Here is a 22917-nt window from a genome sequence, read left to right as displayed (position 1 = left end):
GCACGTCAACCCGATTGGTGTGCAGTTTTGTTGCAGCAAGAGTAGAGGATTTTGCAAGCGATTGTAGGGCGTAGGCTGGCGATCATGACTGTGGCCGACCTGTGGTTCGACCCGTCCTGCCCGTACACGTGGGTGACCGCGCGCTGGCTGATGGAGGTGCGCGCGGTGCGCCCGGTCGAGGTGCGCTGGCACGTGATGAGCCTGTCGGTGCTGAACGAGGGCCGCGACGACGACCCTGAAGGCGATCCCGAGGGCTACCTCTGGGTCCCGGTCCGCATCTGCGCGGCCGTTCAGCGCGACCACGGCCAGCAGGCGCTGGAGCGGTTCTACACAGCCCTGTGGACGACCGGCACGGGCGACTGGATCGGCGACCTGCGCACCGCGCTGGGCGCCGCCGGGCTGCCGGTCGAGCTGGCCGAGGCGGGCCTGGGCACCGGCTACGACGACGTCGTACGCGCCTCCCACGCCGAGGGCATGGCCCTGATCGGCGGCGACCACGTGGGCACCCCGATCGTCGCGGTCACGCGGGAGGACGGCGAGCGCGTGGTGTTCTTCGGGCCGGTCGTCTCCCGCGTGCCCACCGGCGAGCAGGCCGCCCGCCTGTGGGACGGGACCCTGCTGGTGGCGGGCACCCCGGGCTTCCACGAACTGAAGGGCAGGCCGCACGAGGAGCCTCACACAATGTGACGGCTTCTGCTGATTCCGTGATCCCCGCAGGGTGTGCGGGCTATCTTGGGTGGCTCCATCAGCCGCGGACGAGAGCGCACCAGCCTCATGGACGAGCACGTCATCACCATCGGATGGGTCGACGCCCCCGATGAGATCGCCTATCACGACTACGTCGAGGGCACCTACAACTCCTTCTCGTGCACCTGTGACCTGCCACTGCCCGACCGCGACACCGCCACGCGGCACGCCGCCGAGTCCGGCCGGTGCCTGATGTGCCTGGGCTCCGGCACGATCTCCATCAACCCTCACCAGAGCAGCGGTTGCGACGCCTGCGCCGGCTCGGGCAGGTCGGAGCCGGGCACGATCATGATCCAGGCGCGGGTGACGGAGAGCTTCGTCAAGGAGGTGGCCGCCCTGCTGCCCGACGAGTTCGGGCTCTGCGACGTGGTGGCCGCGCTGGAGCCGCGCATGAAGGGCGGGGCCGAGGCCGTGCTGTCGGTGGCGGCGGGGCTGATCAGGTATCTGGAGGTGCAGGGCGAGGTGGTGCTGTGCACGGCGCCCGACTTCCTGCCCGGGGAGGGGGTGGAGCAGCGCTACGGCGATCCGCTGTGGCTGCGCGTGCGGTGATACTGATGGGGTGACCGTGACGGCGTGGGCGGCGGTGGCCGTCCTCCTCGGGGCGTACACGCTGACTGCCACCGAGAAGGCGCACCGGGTGGCGGCGGCGCTCGGCGGCGCGGGGATCAGCTTCTGGCAGTTCACGAAGTACGGGCTGGTCGTCACGCTGGTGACCGTGGCGCTGTCCACCCCGTACCTGTGGCTGCGTCATCTCACCTGAGGGGCAGCACGTCCACCCCGCGCTCGTCGTCGCCACGCGGCCCGAGGATGCGCCGCTCGGACTCCTCGATGCGCACGTCGTTGATGCTGGCCTCCCTGCGTCGCATGAGCCCGGACCCGTCGAACTCCCACTGCTCGTTGCCGTAGCTGCGCCACCACTGCCCCGAGGCGTCACGGGACTCGTACTGGAACCGCACCGCGATGCGGTCGCCGAGCACCGCCCACAGCTCCTTGCGCAGCGCGTAGTCCAGCTCCCTGTCCCACTTGCGGCGCAGGAACTCCCTGATCTCGTCGCGTCCGGACACGAACTCGCCGCGGTTGCGCCAGACCGAGTCCTCCGTGTACGCGAGCGCCACCTTGTCGGGGTCGCACGTGTTCCAGGCATCCTCGGCGGCCTGGACCTTGATCCGGGCGGTCTCCTCGGTGAACGGCGGGACGGGCGGACGGGACATGGCGGCCTCCTCGGACACGAGAGAACGGTCGTTCTCGCGAGCTATCGTAGAGAACGACCGTTCTCCAGAGCAAGCGAGGTGCCATGGAACACGCCGAACGACTCCTCACGGCGGCCGGCGAGCTCTTCTACCGGCGCGGCATCCAGGCCGTCGGCATGGACGAGGTCAGGGCCGCCTCCGGCGTCTCGCTCAAGCGCCTCTACCAGAGCTACCCGTCCAAGGAGGCGCTCATCGTGGCGTACCTGGAACGGCGCGACGAGCGGTGGATGAGCTCGCTCACCTCGTACGTGGCCGAGCGCGGCGACTCGGTCGAGGCGGTGTTCGGCTGGCTGGAGCGGTGGTTCGGCGAGGAGGACTTCCGCGGGTGCGGCTTCCTCAACGCGTACGGGGAGCTGGGGGCGACCTCGGAGGCCGTCGCCGGCGTGGTGCGGCGGCACAAGCGCCGGCTGCGCGACTACCTGCGGGGGCTGGTCGCCGACGACCTGCTGGCCGAGCAGCTTCTCATGCTGGTGGACGGGGCCACGGTCACCGCCATGGTGGACCGGGAACGAGGAGCGCAGGCGGCGCGGGCGGCCAAGGAGGCCGCCCGCGTGATCACAGCAGCTTGTCGAGGGTGATCGGCAGGTCGAGCACGCGCCTGCCGGTGGCGTGCCGCACCGCGTTGGCCACGGCCGCGGCGACTCCGGTGATGCTCACCTCCCCGACCCCGCGCAGGCCCATCGGCATGGTGGAGTCCGGCTCGTCCAGGCAGAGCACGTCGATGTGGGGGATGTCGGCGTGCACCGGCACGTGGTACTCCGACAGGCTCGCGTTCATGACCCGGCCGCTGCGGTGGTCGATCAGCGTCTGCTCCGACAGCGCCATGCCGATGCCCATCACGATGCCGCCGCGAAGCTGGCTCGCCGCGGTCTTGGCGTTGATCACGGTGCCGACGTCGAAGACGCCGAGCCAGCGCGAGACGCGCACCTCCATGGTGTCGGGGTCCACCCGCACCTCGCAGAACTGCGCGCCGGTCGCCGCCCGCACCAGCCGCCTGCGCTCGCGCAGGGTCCGCGCCACGAACCCCAGCATGCCCGCCTTGCTCTCCACCTCCACGTGGCCGCGGCCGGCCGCCTTCAGGATCTCCGCGTACGTCTGGCCGGCGGCCCCGGCGTACAGCCCGCCGTCGCGCGCCTCCACCTCGTCCGGCCTGCGCCCGCGCAGCGGCGAGCCGGGCGCGCGGCGGACCAGGCCGAGCAGCGTGCGCTTCAGCTTGGCGGCGGCGTCCTGCACGCCCGCCGCCGCGCTCGCGGTCTGCATCGAGCCGCCGGCGCCGGGCCCGACCGGCAGGTCGGAGTCGCCGTACTCGACGCGTACGGACGCCAGCGGCACGCCCAGCTCGTCGGCGGCCATCTGCCCCAGCACCGTCGCCGTGCCCATGCCCATCTCCTGGAGGCCGCAGCGCACCACGACCGTGCCGTCCGCGTCCAGGCGCACCGTGACGTTCGCCGGCATCCGCATCGACGGGTGGTAGGCCGTGGCCACTCCCATGCCGACCAGCCACCGGCCGTCCCGCATGGCCCCGGGCCGCGGGTCGCGCTCGTGCCAGCCGAACCGCTCGGCACCCAGCGCGTACGCCTCGCGCAGCCTCCGGTGCGCGAGCTTCTGCCCGCCCAGCGGGTCGCGGTCAGGCTCGTTGCGCAGGCGCAGCTCGACCGGGTCCAGGCCCAGCTCGCAGGCCAGCTCGTCCACGGCCGACTCCAGGGCGAAGGTGCCGATGGACTCGCCCGGAGCCCGCATGAAGGTGTTGGGCAGCAGGTCGAGCCGGACGGTGCTCTGCCGCAGGTGGATGTTGGGCGCGGCGTACAGGTGCCGGGTGCCGGCGGTGATCTGCTCCCCGTGCCCGCCGCCGCGGCCGGTCCTGGACACGCTGGTGTGCAGGATGGCGGTCAGCGCGCCGTCCGCGTCCGCGGCCAGCGCGACCCGCTGGATGCTGCCCGTGCGCCCGCCGACCGTGTGGTAGACGCCCTCGCGGGTGAGCGCCAGCCGCACCGGACGGCCCGTCGCCCGGGCGGCGAGCACGGCGAGCAGCGTGCCCGCCCATACCGAGCCCTTGCCGCCGAACCCGCCGCCCACGTACGGGGACAGCACCCTGACGTTCTTCTCCGGCACGCCGAAGCGCTGCGCCAGATGCCTGCGCATCCACGTGATGCTCTGCGTGGCCTCGTGCACGGTGAGCCGGTCGCCGTCCCAGACGGCGGTGGTGGCGTGCGGCTCGATCGCGTTGTGGTTGTGCGGCGGCGTGGTGAAGGTCAGGTCCACCGAGTGGAGCGCGGCGGCGAGCGCGGCCTGGGCGTCGCCCTTGTCGGCCGAGGTCTCGCCGAGGAGGTTGCCCTTCTGCGGGACGGCGTTGTGCTGCTCGGCCGCGAGGTCCACCGCGGCGGGCAGCCCCTCGTACGACGGGCGCACCAGCGACGCCGCGTACCGGGCCGTCTCCGGGGTCTCGGCGACCACGACCGCGACGGGCTGGCCGTTCCAGTGCACCTCGTCGGTGGCCAGGTAGTTGACCGGGGTGCCGGAGGCGAGCGTGCTGGGGTCGAGGAGGCTGGTCCTGGGCGCGGGCTTCATGGGCGGCGCGTTCTCGTGGGTGAGGACGTCGATCACGCCGCGCACCGCGCTCGCCTCCGCCGTGTCGATGGCGGTGATGCGGCCTCGCGGGACGGTGGCGTGCACGAGCGCGGCGTAGGCCAGGCCCGGGTACGGGTACTCGGCGGCGAACTTGGCCTCGCCGGTGGTCTTGGCGGGGCCGTCGACCCGGTCGATCGCCTGGCCGACGTACTTGGTGGCACCGGTGGCCTGCTCGGTCTCGGCGTACTTGACGCTCATCCGGCCGTCACTCCCTTGCTCAGCTCGCGCAGCGTGGCCGTGATCGTGGCCGCGGCGAGGCGGGGCTTGAAGGCGTTGCCCTCCCTGGTGGCGGCCTCCGCCAGCTCCGCCTCGGCCGCGCGGCGGAAGGCGGTCTCGTCGGCCGGGCCGCCGAGCAGCAGGCCCTCGGCCCGGGTGGCCCGCCAGGGCTTGGGCGCGACGCCGCCCAGCGCCAGCCGCACCTCGGTGACCGTGCCGTCGCGCACCTCCAGGGCCGCCGCCACCGAGACGAGGGCGAACGCGTACGACGCCCGGTCGCGGACCTTGCGGTAGCGGGAGTTGGCCGCGACCGGCGCGGGCGGCAGCTCGACCGCCGTGACCAGCTCGCCGGTGGCCAGCGCGGTCTCGACGTCCGGGGTGTCGCCGGGCAGCCGGTGGAAGTCGGCCATGGGGACGCGCCGCGTGCCTTCCCGGCCGCGTACCTCGACGGTCGCGTCGAGGGCGGCCAGCGCCACGCACAGGTCGGAGGGGTGCGCGGCGACGCAGCTCTCGCTGACGCCCAGGATCGCCGTGCTCCGATTGAACCCGTCGAGCGCGTCGCAGCCGGCGCCGGGCGAGCGCTTGTTGCAGGCGGAGGCGTGGTCGTAGAAGTACGGGCAGCGGGTGCGTTGCAGCAGGTTGCCGCCCACGGTGGCCATGTTGCGGAGCTGGGCGGAGGCGCCGGACAGCAGCGCCTGCGACACCATCGGGTAGCGGGTGCGCACCCGCCGGTCGGCCGCCAGGGCGCTGTTGCGGACGAGCGCGCCGACGCGCAGCCCGCCGCCGGGCAGCTCGTCCACCGTGTCGAACGGCAGGCCGGTCACGTCCACGACGGTGTCGGGGCGTTCGATGCCCTCGCGCATGAGGTCCACCAGGTTGGTGCCGCCGCCGAGGAACCTGGCGCCCGGCTCGGCGGCCACCCGTACGGCCTCCGCGACGTCGGCGGGCTTGACGTACGCGAACGGTCTCATCCCGAGACCTCCTTGATCGCGTCCACGATCCCGTTGTAGGCGCCGCAGCGGCACAGGTTGCCGCTCATGCGCTCCCTGATCTGGGCCTCGTCGAGCCCTCGGGACTCGGGCACGGCGCTGGGCATGCCGGACTCGTACTCGGCCAGCATGCCGATCGCCGAGCAGATCTGGCCCGGAGTGCAGTAGCCGCACTGGAACCCGTCGTGGCGCACGAACGCCTCCTGCAGCGGATGCGCCACGCCCTCGATCGTGGTGATCTCCCTGCCGTCGTACTGAACGGCCAGGGCCAGGCAGGCGTTGATCCGCACGCCGTCGGCCAGCACCGTGCATGCCCCGCAGGCGCCCTGGTCGCAGCCCTTCTTGGGGCCGGTCAGCCCGAGCCGCTCGCGCAGCGCGTCGAGCAGGCTCACCCACGGCTCGACGTCGAGGGACTCGACGGAGCCGTTCACCTTCATCCGTATCTCGGTCACTCGCATCCTCCCGGCTTTGCACCGGACGCTAACAGAACAGCGTTCCCTTAACAAGTGAACGGTGTTCTCTTAAAATCACGCCAGTATGCTGATGGCGACATGACGCGGTCGGCATTCCTCCGGGCCAGGCGGCCCGAGCACAAGCAGCAGCGGCGCGAGGCCATCCTCGCCGCCGCCCGCGAGCTCGCCCGCACCTCGGGGGTGCGCAACGTGAGCCTGGGCGCGGTCGCCGAGGCCGTCGGGCTGGCCAAGTCCAACATCGTGCGTTACTTCGGCACCCGCGAGGAGATCTACCTGGAGCTGCTGGTCGACGAGTGGCGGCAGTGGGCGGAAGCCGTCTCCGGGCGGCTGGGCACGGTCCGCTCCGCGGTGGAGGCGGTGACCGTGCTGGCCGAGACGATCAACGACCGGCCGCTCTTCTGCGACCTGCTCAGCCACGCCTCCACCAGCCTGGAGCACAACGTGTCGGCCTCGGCGGCCCGCGCGTTCAAGCACGCGGTGCACGACCGGATCGCCGAGATGGGCGCCGAGGTGGCCCGCGCGACGGACCTGACCGAGCGCGAGGGCGGCGAGCTGGCGGCGGCCGCCAGCGGGCTGGCCGGCATGCTCTACCCGGCCTCCAACCCGCCGCCCGCGCTCGCCCAGGTCTACGCCGAGGATCCGGAGCTGGCCGCCTCGTGCCCGGTGCTGCTGCCCACGCTCGTCCGGGCGCTCTCGGCCCTGGCCGCCGGGCTGCCCACGCTCAGGGACGAGTGAAAGTTTCACCTCTCTCCAGGCATTCCTTCCCCGTCTCCGTCGCGTCGCTGTACATCGGGACGCTTTCCGCAGACCATGTGCCCGGACCTAACCGGTTAACAGGAGGGCACCCCTCATGATCAAACGACTCGGGCTCGCGGCGGCGGCGCTCCTGTCGCTGCTCGTCTCGATGCTGATCGTCCCGGCTCCCGCGCACGCCGCGGTCGGGCTCCGGGTCAGCGGCACCAGAATCATGGAAGCCAACGGGAACGCGTTCGTCATGCGCGGCGTCAGCCACGCGCACACCTGGTACACCAATCAGACGGGTTCCTTCGCCGACATCAAGGCGCTGCGCGCCAACACCGTGCGCGTGGTGCTGAGCGGCGGCCGGTGGACCCCGAACAGCGCCTCCGACGTGGCCAACGTCGTCTCCCTGTGCCGGCAGAACCGGTTAATATGCGTGCTCGAAAACCACGACACCACCGGGTACGGCGAGCAGAGCGGCGCGTACACGCTCGACCAGGCCGTCGACTACTGGAACAGCGTCCGCAGCGCCCTGACCGGCACCGAGGACTTCATCATCGTCAACATCGGCAACGAGCCGTACGGCAACAACAACGTCTCCGCCTGGACGGCCGCGACCACGAACGCGATCACCCGCATGCGCACGCTCGGCTTCCAGCACATGCTGATGGTGGACGCGCCCAACTGGGGCCAGGACTGGCAGTTCACCATGCGCGACAACGCCAGGACCGTGGCCGCCGCCGACACGCAGAAGAACACGGTGTTCTCCGTCCACATGTACGGCGTCTTCGACACCGCCGCCGAGATCACCGCCTACCTGGACGCCTTCCAGACCGCGGGCCTGCCGCTGGTGATCGGCGAGTTCGGGCACAACCACTCCGACGGCAACCCCGACGAGGACACCATCATGGCGCAGGCCGTCTCCCGCGGCCTCGGCTACATCGGCTGGTCGTGGAGCGGCAACGGCGGCGGAGTCGAGTACCTCGACATGGTCACCAACTTCAGCCCGACCGCGCTCACCTCCTGGGGCCAGCGCATCTTCAACGGCGCCAACGGCATCACCGCCACCTCGCGCGAGGCCACCTTCTTCAGCGGCGGCGGCACCGACACCACCGCCCCGACCACGCCCGGCACCCCGTCGTCCTCCGGGGTCACCTCCACCGGCGCGACCCTGACCTGGGCCGCCTCCACCGACGCCGGCGGCTCCGGGCTGGCCGGGTACGACGTCTACCGCGAGCAGGGCAGCACCGACCCGCTGCTCGGCTCGTCCACCACCAACTCCATCAACCTGACCGGCCTGACGCCCGCCACCCAGTACCAGGTGTACGTCCGGGCCCGCGACGGGGCGAGCAACCAGTCCACCGCCTCGGCCACCACCACCTTCACCACCACCTCGGGCGGCGGCAACGGCGGCTGCACGGCCGCCGGGACCGTGCAGAGCCAGTGGGGCGGCGGGTACGTCGTCCAGCCGGTCACGGTCACCAACACCGGCACGTCCGGCATCACCGGCTGGACCGTCACCTTCACCCTGCCGGCCGGGCACACGCTGGCCGGGTCGTGGAACGCCGCGGTGACGACCAGGGGGCAGACGGTGACGGCCAGGAACGCCGGCTACAACGGCAACGTGGCAGCCGGAGGCAACACCAGCTTCGGCTTCCAGGTCACCCGCCCGGGCGGGAACACCGCCACGGTCGGCTCGTACACCTGCGCCGCCTCCTGACAGGCACCTCGGGCCGCCCCGCGGGGCGGCCCGCTCCTCACTCCCTGCCGTGGGTGGGGACGAGGTCGAGCTCACTCATGCGGCGGGCGCCCCATTCGCCCAGGGCGCCCAGCGCCGCGTAGAGCGCGACCCCGGCGTCCGTCAGCTCGTACTCGACCCGGGGCACCGTCTCCTCGAACACGGTCCGCCGGACGATCCCGTCGGCCTCCAGCTCGCGCAACTGCTGGGCGAGGACCTTCTCGCTGATGCCGGGCAGGCTGCGGCGCAGCTCGCCGAAGCGGCGCAGGCGCTCGTCCAGCGCCCACAGGATCAGCGCCTTCCACTTGCCGTCGACGACGTCCATCGCGGCGTCCAGAGCACAGATGTAGGGCGGGTTACGCACCGCCACATGATAGTCAGGCGGCGGCGCGGCGCATCCGCCACAGTGACGCGCGCAGGTGGCCGGCGAGGTCGTCCGGCACGTCGGCCTCCTCGGAGGCGGCCAGGATGTTCTCCAGGCCGGTCGCCTGCATCGCGGGGTTGTACTCCTCGGGGACGAAGTCGCTCACGTCGGCGCCGCTCACCATGAACGGGAGCATCTGCTCCAGCCATGGCTGGAGCACCTCGCGCTTGAACGCCTCCACGTCACCGCCCTCGCGGTGCACCATGGTCACGGCATGGTCGGCCCCGGCGCTCATGCCGTACATGCCGCTGAGCGCCGCCATGTCGTACAACGCCGCGAAGCCGGGGTCCGCGCCCACCCAGTGCGGACGGCCGATGGGCGCGAGCGCGGGGGCGACCCGGTCGAACAGCTCACGCTCACCGCTGTAGAGGATGAAGGCGCCGTCCGTCCCCACCGTGGGAGGCACCGCCATGATGCCGCCCGCGAGGAGCCGCGCCCCGTGCCCCGCCAACCGCCCGTCGAGCTCGCGCGCCTGCCGGGCGGAGCCGCTGGTGAGGTTGACGAGGGTGGCGCCGTCCAGCTTCGGCGCCACCGGGGCGAGCGTCTCGCGGACGCTGGCGTCGTTCAGCAGGCACACCACCGTGAGGTCGCTGCTCTCGATCGCCTCTTCCACGCTCGACGCCTCCCGCGCGCCGAGCCCGTCCGCCTTCCCGGGAGTGCGGTTCCAGACCGTCACCTCGCGGCCGGCGCCGAGGAGCGCGCTCGCCAGAGCGCGTCCCATGGCTCCCAGCCCGAGGATGCCAATGCGTTGCGTGTTCATGCGCACCACTGTTCACCGGGCGCCGCTTCCGCAACAAGAACGCACTTAGAAGTGCGTGGTTACCCGGAGGTCAGGAGACCCCGGGCGGTGAGGTGGAGTCGCGGATCACGAGCTGGCAGGGCAGCGTGTGCACCCCGGGCGTGGCCTTGCCGTCGATGGCCGCGAAGAGGTGCTGCGCCGCCGTCCGGCCCAGCACCTCCAGGTTCATGTCCACGGTCGTCAGCGCGGGCCGCGTCTCCGTGGAGAGCACCTCCCAGTTGTCGTAGCCGACCACCGCGATGTCGTCGGGCACCCGCCGCCCGCGCTCGCGCACGGCCTCCACGAACCCGGCCGCGATCTGGTCGCTGCCGCAGAACACCGCGTCGATCTCCGGCTCGGCCATGAGCAACATCTCGGCCGCGTGCCGGCCCCACCGCTGCGACCACACGCCGGACAGGGTCTGCCCGGCCTGCTGGACCCCGGCCTCGGCCAGCGCCCGCCGCAGCCCCTCCTCACGGTCGCGGGCCGCCTTGTAGTGGGCGGGGCCGGTGACGTGCGCGATGCGCCGCCGTCCCAGGGCGAGCAGGTGGTTGACCGCCATCGCCGCCGCGCCCACGTCGTCGGGCACGAACGACACGTCGGACGGGTCCTCGGACGGCCCGTAGGCGTACACCACGGGCACCGGCAGGTCCTTGCTCACGGACGGCCGCGGGTTCGTGCTCTCCCCCACCACGATCAGCCCGTCCACGCGCCGCGACAGCAGGGCGCGCAGGTGGTGCTGCTCCCTGATCGCGTCCCCGCGCGCGTCGCACAGCAGCACCGCCATCTCCCCCGCGCCGAACGCGTCCTCGGCCCCCAGCAGCACGGGGATGCCGAAACGGCCGACGCTGTCGGAGGTCAGCAAGCCCACGGTCCTGGTCTGCCCCGAGAGCAGCCCCCTGGCCAGGGCGTTCGGCTGGAAGGAGAGCTCCGCCGCCGCGGCGAGCACGCGTTCGCGCGTGGCCGCCCGCACGTCCTGGCGCCCGTTGAGCGCCTTGGAGGCCGTGGCGATCGATACCCCCGCCAGCGAGGCCACGTCGTTGATGGTCGCCCGCTTACCCGCCATACTTCGAAACCCTTTTCGGTGAATTGTGAACCGCTTAGCACCATAGCACCCATTGACATGGGCTCATGTTTCTTCTACGTTTCCGAAAACCTTTAAGTCCAGGAGCACATCATGAGACGAAGGCTGGCCGGGATCTCCCTCCTCGGTGTGTTAGCGCTCACAGCAGCGGCCTGCGGCAGTAGCGGCGGTGGTGGTGGCGGCGGGACACAACCGGCGGACAGTCCCGTGACGATCACCATGTGGACCCGCGCGGCCACCCAGACGCAGAGCGAGCGCCTGGTCGCCGAGTACAACAAGACCCACAAGAACCAGGTCAAGCTCACCGTCATCCCGACGGACAACTACCAGCCCCGCATCGCCGCCGCGGCCGGCGCCAAGCAACTTCCCGACGTGTTCGCGGCGGACGTCATCTTCGTCCCGAACTACACCTCCCAGGGCCTGTTCATGGACATCACGGACAGGATCGCGGCGCTGCCCTACAAGGACAAGCTCGCCCCCTCGCACATGAAGCTCGGCACGCTGGACAACCGGCAGTACACGCTTCCCCACACCCTCGACCTGTCGGTCTGGTTCTGGAACAAGGACCTGTACGAGAAGGCCGGCCTCGACCCCGAGCAGGGCCCCAAGTCGCTCAAGGAGTTCGCCCAGCACGCCACCACCATCCAGGACAGGCTGGGCAAGGACGGCAAGGTGCACGGCACCTTCTTCGGCGGCAACTGCGGCGGCTGCTACGTCTTCACGTTCTGGCCGTCCGTCTGGGCCGCCGGCGCGCAGATCATGAACGACGAGGGCACCACCTCCCTGAACGACCAGCCGGTCATGACCGAGGTCTTCAAGATCTGGCGCGAGCTGTACGAGAAGAAGGCCACCGGCCCGACGGCCAAGGAGGAGCAGGGCCCCACCTGGACCGGCTTCTTCCCCAAGGGTGAGATCGGCGTGATGCCGATGCCGTCCACCACGCTCGGCCTGATGCCGAAGGAGATGAAGATCGGCGTCACGCCGATCGCCGGCCCCGACGGCGGCGAGTCCACGTTCGTGGGCGGCGACTCGCTCGGCATCTCCGCCACCTCCAAGAACGCCGACGCGGCCTGGGAGTTCATCAACTGGACGGTCTCCGACCAGGCCCAGGTCGAGGTGATGGCCAAGAACAAGGACGTGCTCGCGCGCACCGACCTGGCCAGCAACAAGTACTCGGCCGAGGACCCGCGCGTGGTCATGATCAACTCGCTGGTGGCCAAGGGGCAGACGCCGTTCGCGCTGCGCTTCGGCCAGACCTACAACGACCCGCAGGGGCCGTGGCTGCGGCTGGCCAGGGAGGCGGTCTTCGGCGACGCCTCGAAGGTCCCGCAGCTCAACGCCGAGATCACGAAGTCGCTGCTGCAATGACGCTGACGGTCACGCGTTCGAGGCGGGCGGCGCACTCGGCGCCGTCCGCCCGGTGGCGGAGCAGGAAGGTCCAGGGCTGGCTGTACGCGGCTCCGACGGCCGTCATCGTGGGCGTGCTGTTCATCGCGCCCCTCGTGCTGGTCGTCTGGATGTCGCTCAACCGCTGGCCCCTGCTCGGCCAGGCCACCTTCAACGCCCCCGCCAACTACCTCAAGATCGCCGACAACCCGCTCTTCATCGACGCGGTCTTCTTCACGCTGAAGTACACGGCCATCACGACCGTCCTGCTGTCGGGCGTGGCCCTGGGCCTGGCGCTGCTGGTGCAGGAGCGCAGGCCGGGCGTCGCCTTCTTCAGGACCGCGTTCTTCCTGCCGGGCGCGGTCGGCTTCGCGGCGGCGGGCCTGCTGTTCTACGGGATGCTGAACAACGACTTCGGCCCCATCGACCCGATGTTGCAGGCCCTGGGCGTCACCAGCGAGCCGGTCAAGTGGATCGGCACCCCGAACATGGCGCTGTTCTCCACGATCACGCTGGTGATCTGGCGTTTCGCCGGGTTCAACATGCTCATCCTGCTGACCGGGCTGCAGGCCATCCCGACCGAGGTGTACGAGGCCGCCAGGAGCGACGGCGCGAACCGCTGGCAGATCTTCACCAAGATCACGCTCCCGCTGCTGCGCCCGACGCTGGCGCTGATGCTGATCCTCAGCGTCACGGGCTCGCTGCTGGCCTTCGACCAGTTCTTCGTCTTCACCAACGGCGGCCCGGACAACAGCACGGTCTCGATGGTCATGGTCGTCTACCGGGACGCGTTCTTCCGCTTCGACCTCGGCGGCGCCGCGGCCCTGTCGGTCGTGCTGCTCGTGGCCCTGGTCGGGCTCAACACGCTGATGATGCGGAGGCTCCGGTGAGCCGTTACCTCACCCTGTCCGCCCTGGCGGTCCTGTTCCTGTTCCCACTGGTGTGGAGCGGATACGCCTCGCTGGAGGAGCCGGCGAACTACCTGGAGATGGCCCGCTTCGGCGAGGGCATCGGCACCTACGCCACCAACAGCCTGCTGGTGTCGGTCATGACCGTGGGCGGCACGCTGATCGTCTCGGCGCTCGGCGGCTACGGCTTCGCCCGCTTCGACTTCCCGGGCAAGAACCTGCTGTTCCTGGCCACGCTGGCGATCCTCATGGTGCCGTACGCGACGATCCTGATCCCGCTCTACGTCCTGCTCGGCTACCTCGGCCTGCAGAACTCGCTGGCCGGGCTCTCGCTGGTGTTCGTGATGTTCCAGCTCCCGTTCGCGCTGTTCATGATGCGCAACGCGTTCGAGGCGCTGCCGCGCGAGCTGGAGGAGGCCGCGCTGGTGGATGGCTGTGGCACGTTCCGGGCCTTCTGGCGGATCCTGCTGCACGCCGTGCGGCCGGCGCTGATCACGGTCGGCCTGTTCGCGTTCCTGGCCTCGTGGAACGACTTCTTCGCACCCCTCATCCTGCTCAACGACGGATCGTCCTTCACGCTGCCGGTGGCCGTGGTCAGCATGACGCAGCACACGTTCGGCGCGATCGACTACGGCATGCTCCAGGCCGGAGTCATGGTCATGGCCATCCCCTGCCTCATCCTCTTCATCGTTCTGCAGCGCCACTACGTGCGCGGATTCATGTCAGGAGCTCTGCGTGGCTAATCCCGTCCTGCCCTCATCGGGTGTCCTGTCCCCCCTCGGCCTCGACTCCGTACGCGTGCTGCCCGGCTTCTGGGGCGACCGGATCGTGCTCAACAACGAGGTGACGATCGCCCACTGCCAGGAGTGGCAGGAACGCGAAGGCTGGATCGGCAACTTCCGCGGCGAGCGCCCCCGCAGGGGACGGGAGTTCAGCGACTCGGAGATCTACAAGCTGCTGGAGGCCATGGCCTGGGCCGACCATCCGGGGCTGCCCGCGCTGGCCGAGGTCGTGGCGCAGGCCCAGGAGGGCGACGGCTACCTCAACACCCGCTGGTCGGGCAGCCGGTACACCGACTTCGAGTGGGGTCACGAGCTCTACTGCTACGGCCACCTCATCCAGGCCGGGGTGGCGCGGCTGCGCATGCACGGCGAGGACCAGCTCACCCAGGTCGTCACCAGGGCCGCCGACCACGTGTGCCGCCGGTTCATGGACACCGACGAGACCTGCGGCCATCCGGTGATCGAGATGGCGCTGGTCGAGCTGTACCGGGCCACCGGCGCCGAGCGCTACCTGGAGATGGCCCGCCGCTTCGTCGAGCGCCGCGGCCTGCCCGCGCTCGCCGACATCCCGTTCGGCCGCGGCTACTACCAGGACGACGTGCCCATCCGGCAGGCGCAGGTGTTCCGGGGGCACGTCGTGCGCGCGCTCTACCTGGCCTCCGGCGTGGTGGACGTGGCGGTCGAGACCGGGGACCAGGAGCTGCTCAAGGCGGTCGAGTCGCAGTGGGAGCGGACGGTCGCCCGGCGCACGCATCTGACCGGCGGCATGGGCTCGAGGCATGCCGACGAGTCGTACGGCGAGGACTACGAGCTGCCGCCGGACCGCGCCTACAACGAGACGTGCGCGAGCATCGCCTCCATCATGCTGGCGCACCGGCTGCTGCTGGCCACCGGCGACGCGCGCTACGCCGACCTGGCCGAGCGCACCATGTACAACATGCTCGCCACGGGCGTGGCGCTGGACGGCACGTCGTTCTTCTACGTCAACCCGCTGCAGGTGCGGGTGCCGGCGACACCGCTCGACGGGGTCAACCACGCGGCCGAGGGCGGGCTGCGCTCGCCGTGGTTCGACGTGTCCTGCTGCCCGAACAACATCGCCCGCACGCTGGCCTCGCTGCCCGCCTACGTGGCCGCGGCCCAGGACGGCGGGGTGCTGATCCACCACCTCACCTCGGCGGAGATCCGCTCGGAGCGGCTGGCGCTGCGGGTGGAGACGGGATACCCGTGGCAGGGCTCGGTCAGCGTGCGGGTGCTGGAGGACGGCGAGGGCCGCATCGGGCTGCGCGTCCCGGCCTGGGCCGGGGACGCCACGCTCGCGCACGTCCCGGTCTCCTCCCAGGACGCGCCGCTGCCGGAGGGCCCGGTCATCCGGCAGGTCGGCCCGGGCTACGCCCACGTCGAGGGGCCGTGGCGGGCCGGTGACGAGATCCGCCTCGAGCTGCCGATGCGGCCCAGGTGGACCGTCCCCGACCGGCGGATCGACGCGCTGCGGGGCAGCGCGGCCGTGGAGCGGGGGCCGCTCGTCTACTGCGCGGAGTCGGTGGCCGACGAGCCGCCGCTCGCCGGCGTGACCGCGCGCGTCGACCCGCCGGTGGAGCACGAGACGGACGGCGTGGTGGAGCTGGAGGTGGGCGCGCGGGTCGCGGCCGGCGGCAACGGCTCCTGGCCGTACGGCGCGGGGCCCGGCTCGCAGGAGGGCGGGGACGTGCGGCTGCGGCTGGTGCCGTACCACCGGTGGGGCAACCGGGGCCCCGCGACCATGCGTGTCTGGCTACCGACGATCTAGGAGATGCACGTGCGCAAACCGTTGGTGTGCTTAGCCGTGTTAGCGCTCACAGCCGCGCTGGGGACGGCGCCCTCGCACGCGGACGAGGCCCTGGGCATGCCGGTCTTCACCGGGGCCGACCCGGTGCCGGACGAGCCCGTGGGCTACCACCCGCGCAGGATGATGGAGCAGATCTACAAGAAGGAGAAGGGCGGCGACTCGTACTGGATCGACCGCGTGCTCGCCCGCCCCGGTGACGATCCGGCGGGGCCGTGGCTGATGACGCGCGGGCGGGCGCTGTTCATGAAGGAGCACGACCCGTCGGTGCTCGGTTTCGGCGGGTACGCGGCGTACTGGGAGAGCATCGACAACCGCGACGCGTACGAGATCTCGCTCGGCGCCCCGCTCACCGAGGACGTGGCCGAGCGCCTGCAGATGCCCAGCCACTGGACCGGGCAGTACGCGGGCGAGGGGCTCGCGGTCGGGGTCAAGAAGTTCATCACCCACGAGAACGTGGCCGTGACCACCCTGGAGATCACCAACACGGGCGCGGAGCCGCGCACCGTTCCCGTCACCGTCACCTCGCCGTACGCCAGGAAGGCCGACGGCGACCGGGAGCTGACCGGCGCGGTGTGGGCGAAGAACAAGCTCACCACGATCTTCCCCAGGCTCAGCGGCGACGGCCTGAAGGTGTCGGACGGCGCGCTGAAGGGCTCGCTGACCGTCGAGCCGGGCGGGACCGTGCGGGCCAAGGTGCAGATGGGCTTCGTCACCGAGGAACTGCCGAGGTCGCGCGCGGAGTACGACGGGTACAAGGGCCGCTCGCCCGAGCAGGCGCTGCGCCGCCAGCTCCAGGACTACAACGCCTGGTGGGCCGAGAACCTGCCCTACATCGACGTGCCCGACGAGAACATCAAGAAGTTCGTCTACTACCGCTGGTGGCTGATGCGCTTCAACTTCCTCGACGCCGACATCCCCGGCAACGACTTCCAGTTCCCCACGTCGGTCGAGGGCGCTCTGGGCTACAACAACGCGATCGTGCTGACCGTGCCGATGTTCGTGCAGGACCTGAAGTACCTGCGGGACCCGATCTACTCGTACGGGCCGTGGGTGTCGGCAGGCGAGGTGTCGCGTAACTCGAAATACACGGATAACCCGGGTGACCCGGAGAACTGGTCGAACAGCTACACGCAGTACATCTCGGCCGCGGCCCTGGAGAGCTACCAGCTCCACGGCGGGCAGCCGTCGATCCTGCGCAACCTGGCCAGGTACGCCGAGAAGGACGTGTACGGGCAGCTCGACGCGTACGACTCCAACGACAACGGGGTCATCGAGTACGACTGGGAGGCCATGACGGGCAACGACGCCGACGCGGTGTCGTTCCACTACTACGACCGGGCCAACGAGCGGCTCGAAGGCGCCTACGTCTACGCCAACGCGATGGCGGCGGCGCAGGCGTACGAGCTGGCCGGCGACGCCACGAAGGCCGCCGAGCTGCGCGGCGTGGCCGACAAGGTGAAGAACGGCGTCCTGACCCTGCTGTGGGACGAGCAGAACAAGCTGTTCAAGCACCGCGACCTGCAGACGGGCAACCTGATCCCGTGGAAGGAGTCCAACAACTACATCCCGTACGCCGCCGGCCTCGTGCCCACCGACGACCCGAAATATCGGGAAGCGCTGAGGTTGTGGGCCGATCCTGCGGAATATCCGATCTTCCCGGCGTACACGGCCAACCAGAAGGACAAGGCGGAGGCCGCCGCCGCGGGCCACCCCGGCACCAACAACTTCTCCCAGATCAACTCCACCCGGAACTTCGCGCTGTTCTCCAAGGCGATGCGCCAGTACGAGACGCCGTACATCACGGCCGAGCAGTACAAGCAGCTCCTGTACTGGAACGCCTGGTCGCAGTACGTCGGCGGCGACACCCGCTACCCCGACGCCAACGAGTACTGGGCCAACTGGAACCCGCAGACCAAGACCATCGGCTACCGCTCCTGGATCCACCACACGATCCTGGGCAGCAGCAACTGGACCGTCATCGAGGACGTCATGGGCCTGCGCCCGCGCTCGGACGGCAAGGTCGAGCTGTGGCCGGTGGACATCGGCTGGGACCACTTCACCGTCAACGGCGTCAACTACCGCGGCGCCGACCTGACCATCGTCTGGGACAAGCCGGGCGACGGCACCCGGCACTACGCCGGGGTGCCCGAGGGGTACTCGATCCTGATCGACGGCAAGCGCAAGGTCACGCTCTCCGGCCTCGCGCACGCCACCTGGGACCCGCGGACCGGCAAGGTCGAGGGCGGCGACGTGGTGCACGCCGAGAAGGCTCCCTCGCTGAAGTCGCCCACCGAGGTCAGGCTGACCGGCGACCGCGTCGAGGACCTGTTCCGGAAGGCCGGCGTGGACCTGCGCTCCACCCGCCAGAACCTGGTCGCATCGGCCACCGCCTCCACCGGCGACCCCACCGGCGCGGTGGACGGCTTCACCATCAACGAGCCCTACTGGGGCGGCGGCGACTGGCTGGAGGTGGACCTCGGCACGGCGCGCAAGGTCGACACGGTGCGGCTGTACTTCTACAACGACCGCAAGACCCGACTCGACCCCGCGCTCTACACCCTGCAGTACCAGGACGGCGGCACCTGGAAGGACGTACCCAGACAGGACAGGACCCCGGCCTATCCCCGGGCGAATCTGAACGAGATCCGCTTCCCCGCCGTGACCACCGCCAAGCTGCGGGTGCTGGCTGGGGGCGCGAGCGTGAAGGAGGTGCAGGCCTACCGTACGGGCCTGCCCGCCGGCCGCGTGTCCAACCTGCCGCCCCAGGTGGTGCCCGTCGTCGATCCCGCGTTCACCCGCCCAGGACAGGCCAGGATCGAGGCCGTGGTCAAGGACGACGCGCTGCCCAAGAGCACGCTGTCCATGCAGTGGGCCAAGGTGGACGGGCCGGGTGAGGCCTACTTCACCGATCCGACCGGGCCGGCCACGGTGGTCGCGTTCTCGGCGCCGGGGCCGTACACGCTGGAGCTGACCGCCACGGACGGCGCGAAGAGCACCACCGCCACCGTGAACGTCACCGCCACCGACCAGGCCACGCAGGTCAACATCGCCCCCAAGGCCACGCCCACCGCCTCCTACACCTCACCGTGGGAGCGCGTCGCCGCGATCAACGACGACATCGACCCGCCCCGCTCCAACGACGCGGCCAACCCGCGCTGGGGCACCTGGCCGCAGCAGGGCACCCAGTGGGTCCAGCTCGACTGGCCCGCTCCCGTCCAGGTGAACAAGGCGGACGTGTACTTCTTCGACGACGGCGGCGGCGTGCGCGTGCCCGCCTCGTGGAAGATCCAGCAGTGGGACGGCGACTCCTTCGAGAACGTCACCGGCGCCCAGTCCTACCCGAAGGCCGTGGACGCCTACAACACCGTCTCCTTCGACACCGTCACCACCTCGCGGCTGCGCGTGCAGCTCGAGTCGGGCGGGGCGTCGGTCGGCCTGCTGGAGGTCAAGGTGTACGAGGTGCCGCCGGACTCGGTGCGCCCCGTCCACGTGCCCACCCTGGTGGACACGCTGCCGCGGCTTCCCGCCACGGTCGAGACCCTGTACGCCGACGGCTCCCGCGGCCGGGCCGCCGTCACCTGGCAGCAGGTGACACCGGAGCAGGTCAGGACGGGCGGCACCAGCTTCGCCATCACCGGCCTGGCCGAGGGCGTGCGGCAGCCCGCCCAGGCGACGGTGTACGTCCGCGCCACCGCGGCGGTGACGATCACCTCGATCGCCGAGGAGAGCGTCACGACCCGGGCCGGGGTCGCCCCGTCGTTGCCGGAGACCGTCGTGGCGACGTACAACGACGGGTCGAAGGACAGCTCGGTGGCCGTCACCTGGGAGTCCGTCGATCCCGAGCGGTACGCCCAGCCCGGCACGTTCACCGTGTCCGGACAGGTGACGGGCACAACTGTGACCGCGAAGACCACCGTCACCGTCCAGTAGCGCCTATTCTGTCCTGGCCCCGCCCGTTTCGCGGGGCCAGGACAGGAGCGGGACAGAGCACGATGGCCGAACTCGCCGACAACACGCCCAGGCGTCTGACGGGACCGGTCGCCGTCGCGTCCCTCATCGCGGTGGCCTCGCCCATCCTGACCGTGGCCGCCCTGCTCATCTGGGGCGGCCTGCCCGCCGAGTGGTCACCGGAGCGGACCGTGACCCCGCAGTCCGCGGTCACGATCACCTTCCCCGCGGTCGGCGCGTTCCTCATCTACCACCGTCCGCGCCTGAACATGGCCTGGCTGATGTCCATCGGCGGGCTGGCGGCGGCCGTCAGCGACGTGTCCCAGGCGCTGATGTTCCGCGCCGCCGCCGACGGCGAGATGGCCGTTGCCGGGTGGTTACGGGCTCCGAGCCAGATCGGGTGGGCGGTGTGCGGGCTGACGCTCACGATGGTGATGCCGCTGTACTCGCCGAACGGCCGGCTGCCCTCCCAACGCTGGCGGCCCGCTCTGTGGCTGGGCTGCGCGGCGATCACGGCCACGGCGGCGCGCGCCCTGTTCAGGCCGCAGCCGTCGCCCGAGGGCTACCCCTATCCCGAGGTCATCCCCAACCCGCTCGCGATACCGGCGCTGGCGCCGTACATCGACCTGCTGGCCGCCGTGGGCTGGACGGGCATCTACACGGCGATGGCGCTGGCGGCCCTGTCGCTGGCGCTGCGGCTGCGGCGGGCCGATCCGGTCGGGCGGCGGCAGATCGGCTGGCCGCTGTTCGCGTTCGCCGGGTACATCGTGTTCCTGATCGCCGCCGCGATCTGGCCCGTGTTCATGTGGCCGGCCGTCGCTTGGGCGGCGGCCATCCCGTTCGCGGTGGCGTTCGCGGTGATGCGCTACCGGCTCTACGGCATCGACACCGTGATCAGCCGGGCCTTCGTGGCGGCCGGCGTGGTCGTGGTGGTCAGCCTCGTCTACTTCGGCGCGGGCACGCTGTCGAGCGTGGTCGTCTCCGGCTACCACCAGGTGGCCGGGATCGCGGCCGCCCTGTTCGCCGGCGCGTTCTTCCAGCCGCTGCGGCGGGTGTTGCAGCGGGCCGTGGACCGGCTGCTGTACGGGGCGGTCGGCGACCCCGGCGTGCTGGCCGAGCGGCTGACGCAGGCCGTGCGCGGCGCCGACCCGGCCAGGGCGCTGAACTCCGTGGTGAGCGTGCTGCGCGACGGGCTGGCGGTCGAGGGCGTGGCCGTGGAGGTGGCCGACGGCGAGCCCCGCTACGTGGAGAGCGGCCACGTCGGGGCCGAGCCGCGGGAGGTGCCGCTGGTCTGGCACGGGACGCGGGTCGGCCGCCTGCTCGTCGGCCCGCCCGGGCCGCGCCGCTTCCCCGCCGCGCACAACGAGCGCGTGCTGGCCACGCTCACCCCGTACGCGGCCGACGTGGCGCACGCGGTGCGCATGGCGGCGGACCTGCAACGCTCGCGCGAGCGCATCCTGACGGCCCGCGAGGAGGAGCGCCGCCGCCTGCGCCGCGACCTGCACGACGGCCTCGGCCAGACCCTCTCGGCCATGGCGATGACGATCAACATGGCCCGGCTGACCCTGAAGAGCTCCCCCGAGGCCGCCGACGAGCTGCTGCGGGACCTGCACGCGGGCATGAGCGCCGTCACCGGTGACATCCGCGAGCTCGTGTACGGCCTGCGCCCGCCCGCGCTCGACGACCTCGGCCTCGCTCGTGCGGTACGCGACCTGGCCGGGCAGTCCTCGCCCGACACCGCGATCGACGTGGAGGTCGAAGGAGACCTGACGGACCTGCCCGCGGCCGTCGAGGTGGCCGTCTACCGCATCGTCCAGGAGGCGCTGACCAACATCCGCCGGCACGCCGAGGCGTCGCGCGCCAGGATCGTGCTGCGGCGGGAGGAGCCGGTGCTGCGGGTGCTGATCTCCGACGACGGCAAGGGGCTGCCCGCCTCGCACCGGGCCGGCGTGGGGCTGGGCTCGATGCGGGAGCGGGCGGCCGAGCTGGGCGGCATCTGCGTGGTGACCGGCGAGCCTGGGGCGGGCACCCGCGTCGAGGTCATGCTGCCGCTCCTGACGGCCGGCGTGAGCCTCCGCTCCTGACCGGGGTTTTACCTGGCAGGAGCGGTCGCTTGACGGCCGGACCACCAGCTCTGGGCAGCGTGGGAGGACGTGTTCATACGGAGGTGAGCGCATATGACGCGATTCAGCGTGCCGGCCTGCGTCCTGCTGCTGGTGTCCACGACCGCCGTGACGCCGGCCGCGGCGGAACGGCGGGCTCCGTGCCCCACGCCCGGCTCCGCCAGGCCCACCGTCGTGCTGGTCCACGGCGCCTGGGCCGACACCTCCAGCTGGAACGGCGAGATCCTGGCCCTGCAGCGGGCGGGTCACCTCGTGCGCGCGGTGGGCAACCCGCTGCGCGATCTGACCGGCGACGCGCGGACCGTACGCGACTTCCTGGACACGCTCTCCGGCCCCGTCGTCCTCGTCGGCCACTCCTACGGCGGCTCGGTGATCACCAACGCCGCCGCGGGCGACCCGGACGTCAAGGCCCTGGTGTACGTCAACGCGGCGGCGCCGGCCGTCGGCGAGACGACCGCGCAGCTCAGCGGCTCCGGCTCGGCCCTCGGCGGCGACCCGGCCACCCTGTACGACCGGGCCGCCTACTCCGGCGCGGCGGGCGACGCGACGGACCTGTACCTGAAACAGGACGTGTTCGTCCGCTCCTTCGCCTCCGACCTGCCCAGGGACACGGCCCACCAGCTCTGGGCGACCCAGCGGGCGGCCTCGACGGCCGCGTTCACGACCCCGTCGAAGGCCGCGGCCTGGCAGCAGATCCCCTCCTGGTACTTCATCGCCACCGGCGACCAGATCATCGTTCCGGACTCGCAGCGGGCCATGGCGAAGCGGGCCCGCTCCAAGGTCACCGAGTTCGCCGGCGGCTCGCACCTGACGCTCGTCTCGCACCCCCAGGCGGTCACCCGGGTGATCGAGGACGCGATCTGCTCCGTCCGCTGAGGGC

General features: G+C 71.2%; 20 protein-coding genes. 13 read left to right on the top strand and 7 right to left on the bottom strand.

The features are described from left to right. Positions 1-84: 84 nt before the first annotated feature. The 3 genes from HD597_RS54995 (at position 85) to HD597_RS54985 (ending at position 1507) form a co-directional block, all read left to right on the top strand. The gene (locus HD597_RS54995; protein ID WP_253756130.1) at positions 85-687 is read left to right on the top strand and encodes a DsbA family protein; all 603 of its coding nucleotides are present in this window, start codon (positions 85-87) and stop codon (positions 685-687) included. Between the two features lie 87 nt (positions 688-774). After that, the gene (locus HD597_RS54990; RefSeq protein ID WP_253756128.1) at positions 775-1296 is read left to right on the top strand and encodes a hypothetical protein; all 522 of its coding nucleotides are present in this window, start codon (positions 775-777) and stop codon (positions 1294-1296) included. 10 nt (positions 1297-1306) lie between these two features. Beyond that, positions 1307-1507: a hypothetical protein gene (locus HD597_RS54985; RefSeq protein ID WP_253756126.1), complete on the top strand. Its 201-nt coding sequence runs from the start codon at positions 1307-1309 to the stop codon at positions 1505-1507. On the opposite strand, the gene HD597_RS54980 is transcribed toward HD597_RS54985, so the two are convergent. Next, the gene (locus HD597_RS54980; protein WP_253756124.1) at positions 1500-1958 is read right to left on the bottom strand and encodes a nuclear transport factor 2 family protein; all 459 of its coding nucleotides are present in this window, start codon (positions 1956-1958) and stop codon (positions 1500-1502) included. The genes HD597_RS54985 and HD597_RS54980 overlap by 8 nt on opposite strands. A gap of 83 nt (positions 1959-2041) precedes the next feature. Here HD597_RS54980 and HD597_RS54975 point away from each other — a divergent pair, with 83 nt between their 5' ends. After that, complete coding sequence (locus tag HD597_RS54975; protein WP_253756122.1) at positions 2042-2575, top strand: TetR/AcrR family transcriptional regulator; 534 nt, start codon at positions 2042-2044, stop codon at positions 2573-2575. Here HD597_RS54975 and HD597_RS54970 read toward each other — a convergent pair. The 3 genes from HD597_RS54970 to HD597_RS54960 are packed head-to-tail and all read right to left on the bottom strand — an operon-like array spanning position 2553 to position 6288. Then, entirely contained in the window at positions 2553-4823 is a 2271-nt protein-coding gene (locus tag HD597_RS54970; RefSeq protein ID WP_253756120.1) for a xanthine dehydrogenase family protein molybdopterin-binding subunit, read from the bottom strand. The two genes, HD597_RS54975 and HD597_RS54970, sit on opposite strands and share 23 nt — an antisense overlap. Further along, positions 4820-5812 carry an FAD binding domain-containing protein gene (locus HD597_RS54965; protein ID WP_253756118.1) on the bottom strand — a complete coding sequence of 331 codons (993 nt, stop codon included), beginning with the start codon at positions 5810-5812 and terminating at the stop codon, positions 4820-4822. The genes HD597_RS54970 and HD597_RS54965 overlap by 4 nt, the downstream gene beginning before the upstream one ends. Beyond that, positions 5809-6288: a (2Fe-2S)-binding protein gene (locus tag HD597_RS54960; protein ID WP_253756116.1), complete on the bottom strand. Its 480-nt coding sequence runs from the start codon at positions 6286-6288 to the stop codon at positions 5809-5811. The genes HD597_RS54965 and HD597_RS54960 overlap by 4 nt, the downstream gene beginning before the upstream one ends. A gap of 93 nt (positions 6289-6381) precedes the next feature. Between HD597_RS54960 and HD597_RS54955 the strand changes: the two genes are divergently transcribed. Both HD597_RS54955 and HD597_RS54950 read left to right on the top strand, forming a co-directional pair. Further along, positions 6382-7038: a TetR/AcrR family transcriptional regulator gene (locus tag HD597_RS54955; RefSeq protein ID WP_253756114.1), complete on the top strand. Its 657-nt coding sequence runs from the start codon at positions 6382-6384 to the stop codon at positions 7036-7038. A gap of 115 nt (positions 7039-7153) precedes the next feature. After that, a complete protein-coding gene (locus tag HD597_RS54950; RefSeq protein ID WP_253756112.1) occupies positions 7154-8761 on the top strand; it encodes a cellulase family glycosylhydrolase in 1608 nt (535 codons plus the stop codon). A 37-nt stretch (positions 8762-8798) separates the two neighbouring features. On the opposite strand, the gene HD597_RS54945 is transcribed toward HD597_RS54950, so the two are convergent. The 3 genes from HD597_RS54945 to HD597_RS54935 all read right to left on the bottom strand — a co-directional run bounded on the left by HD597_RS54945 (position 8799) and on the right by HD597_RS54935 (position 11047). After that, complete coding sequence (locus tag HD597_RS54945; RefSeq protein ID WP_372513605.1) at positions 8799-9143, bottom strand: winged helix-turn-helix transcriptional regulator; 345 nt, start codon at positions 9141-9143, stop codon at positions 8799-8801. 13 nt (positions 9144-9156) lie between these two features. Next, positions 9157-9963 carry an NAD(P)-dependent oxidoreductase gene (locus HD597_RS54940; RefSeq protein WP_253756109.1) on the bottom strand — a complete coding sequence of 269 codons (807 nt, stop codon included), beginning with the start codon at positions 9961-9963 and terminating at the stop codon, positions 9157-9159. A 70-nt stretch (positions 9964-10033) separates the two neighbouring features. After that, on the bottom strand, positions 10034-11047 hold the full coding sequence (locus HD597_RS54935; protein ID WP_253756107.1) for a LacI family DNA-binding transcriptional regulator: 1014 nt from the start codon (positions 11045-11047) through the stop codon (positions 10034-10036). A gap of 225 nt (positions 11048-11272) precedes the next feature. Here HD597_RS54935 and HD597_RS54930 point away from each other — a divergent pair, with 225 nt between their 5' ends. The 7 genes from HD597_RS54930 to HD597_RS54900 all read left to right on the top strand — a co-directional run bounded on the left by HD597_RS54930 (position 11273) and on the right by HD597_RS54900 (position 22913). Continuing rightward, on the top strand, positions 11273-12433 hold the full coding sequence (locus HD597_RS54930; protein WP_253756106.1) for an ABC transporter substrate-binding protein: 1161 nt from the start codon (positions 11273-11275) through the stop codon (positions 12431-12433). Beyond that, positions 12430-13341 (top strand): carbohydrate ABC transporter permease, encoded by a 912-nt coding sequence (locus HD597_RS54925; RefSeq protein WP_253756103.1) that lies wholly within the window; start codon positions 12430-12432, stop codon positions 13339-13341. The genes HD597_RS54930 and HD597_RS54925 overlap by 4 nt, the downstream gene beginning before the upstream one ends. After that, entirely contained in the window at positions 13338-14102 is a 765-nt protein-coding gene (locus tag HD597_RS54920; RefSeq protein ID WP_253756102.1) for a carbohydrate ABC transporter permease, read from the top strand. Before HD597_RS54925 ends, HD597_RS54920 begins: the two co-directional genes overlap by 4 nt. Beyond that, on the top strand, positions 14095-15927 hold the full coding sequence (locus HD597_RS54915) for a glycoside hydrolase family 127 protein (protein WP_253756100.1): 1833 nt from the start codon (positions 14095-14097) through the stop codon (positions 15925-15927). Before HD597_RS54920 ends, HD597_RS54915 begins: the two co-directional genes overlap by 8 nt. Positions 15928-15963: 36 nt before the next feature. Next, on the top strand, positions 15964-19896 hold the full coding sequence (locus HD597_RS66310; RefSeq protein ID WP_253756098.1) for an Ig-like domain-containing protein: 3933 nt from the start codon (positions 15964-15966) through the stop codon (positions 19894-19896). A 62-nt stretch (positions 19897-19958) separates the two neighbouring features. Beyond that, entirely contained in the window at positions 19959-21998 is a 2040-nt protein-coding gene (locus HD597_RS54905; RefSeq protein WP_253756096.1) for a sensor histidine kinase, read from the top strand. Positions 21999-22091: 93 nt separating this feature from the next. Further along, positions 22092-22913 (top strand): alpha/beta fold hydrolase, encoded by an 822-nt coding sequence (locus HD597_RS54900; protein WP_253756094.1) that lies wholly within the window; start codon positions 22092-22094, stop codon positions 22911-22913. The last annotated feature ends 4 nt before the right edge of the window (positions 22914-22917 follow it).

Source organism: Nonomuraea thailandensis (genome assembly GCF_024172165.1).
Taxonomy (GTDB): domain Bacteria; phylum Actinomycetota; class Actinomycetes; order Streptosporangiales; family Streptosporangiaceae; genus Nonomuraea; species Nonomuraea thailandensis.
The sequence above is the reverse complement of the archived record's forward strand: the minus strand, read 5'-3'. Positions and strand labels throughout refer to the sequence as shown.

Coding starts and splice junctions, on each gene's coding strand:
- HD597_RS54995 (WP_253756130.1), top strand. CDS start 85: ATGACTGTGGCCGACCTGTGGTTCGACCCGTCCTGCCCGTACACGTGG.
- HD597_RS54940 (WP_253756109.1), bottom strand. CDS start 9,963: ATGAACACGCAACGCATTGGCATCCTCGGGCTGGGAGCCATGGGACGC.
- HD597_RS54925 (WP_253756103.1), top strand. CDS start 12,430: ATGACGCTGACGGTCACGCGTTCGAGGCGGGCGGCGCACTCGGCGCCG.
- HD597_RS54960 (WP_253756116.1), bottom strand. CDS start 6,288: ATGCGAGTGACCGAGATACGGATGAAGGTGAACGGCTCCGTCGAGTCC.
- HD597_RS54990 (WP_253756128.1), top strand. CDS start 775: ATGGACGAGCACGTCATCACCATCGGATGGGTCGACGCCCCCGATGAG.
- HD597_RS54955 (WP_253756114.1), top strand. CDS start 6,382: ATGACGCGGTCGGCATTCCTCCGGGCCAGGCGGCCCGAGCACAAGCAG.
- HD597_RS54935 (WP_253756107.1), bottom strand. CDS start 11,047: ATGGCGGGTAAGCGGGCGACCATCAACGACGTGGCCTCGCTGGCGGGG.
- HD597_RS54900 (WP_253756094.1), top strand. CDS start 22,092: ATGACGCGATTCAGCGTGCCGGCCTGCGTCCTGCTGCTGGTGTCCACG.
- HD597_RS54950 (WP_253756112.1), top strand. CDS start 7,154: ATGATCAAACGACTCGGGCTCGCGGCGGCGGCGCTCCTGTCGCTGCTC.
- HD597_RS54980 (WP_253756124.1), bottom strand. CDS start 1,958: ATGTCCCGTCCGCCCGTCCCGCCGTTCACCGAGGAGACCGCCCGGATC.
- HD597_RS54905 (WP_253756096.1), top strand. CDS start 19,959: ATGGCCGAACTCGCCGACAACACGCCCAGGCGTCTGACGGGACCGGTC.
- HD597_RS54970 (WP_253756120.1), bottom strand. CDS start 4,823: ATGAGCGTCAAGTACGCCGAGACCGAGCAGGCCACCGGTGCCACCAAG.
- HD597_RS54975 (WP_253756122.1), top strand. CDS start 2,042: ATGGAACACGCCGAACGACTCCTCACGGCGGCCGGCGAGCTCTTCTAC.
- HD597_RS54965 (WP_253756118.1), bottom strand. CDS start 5,812: ATGAGACCGTTCGCGTACGTCAAGCCCGCCGACGTCGCGGAGGCCGTA.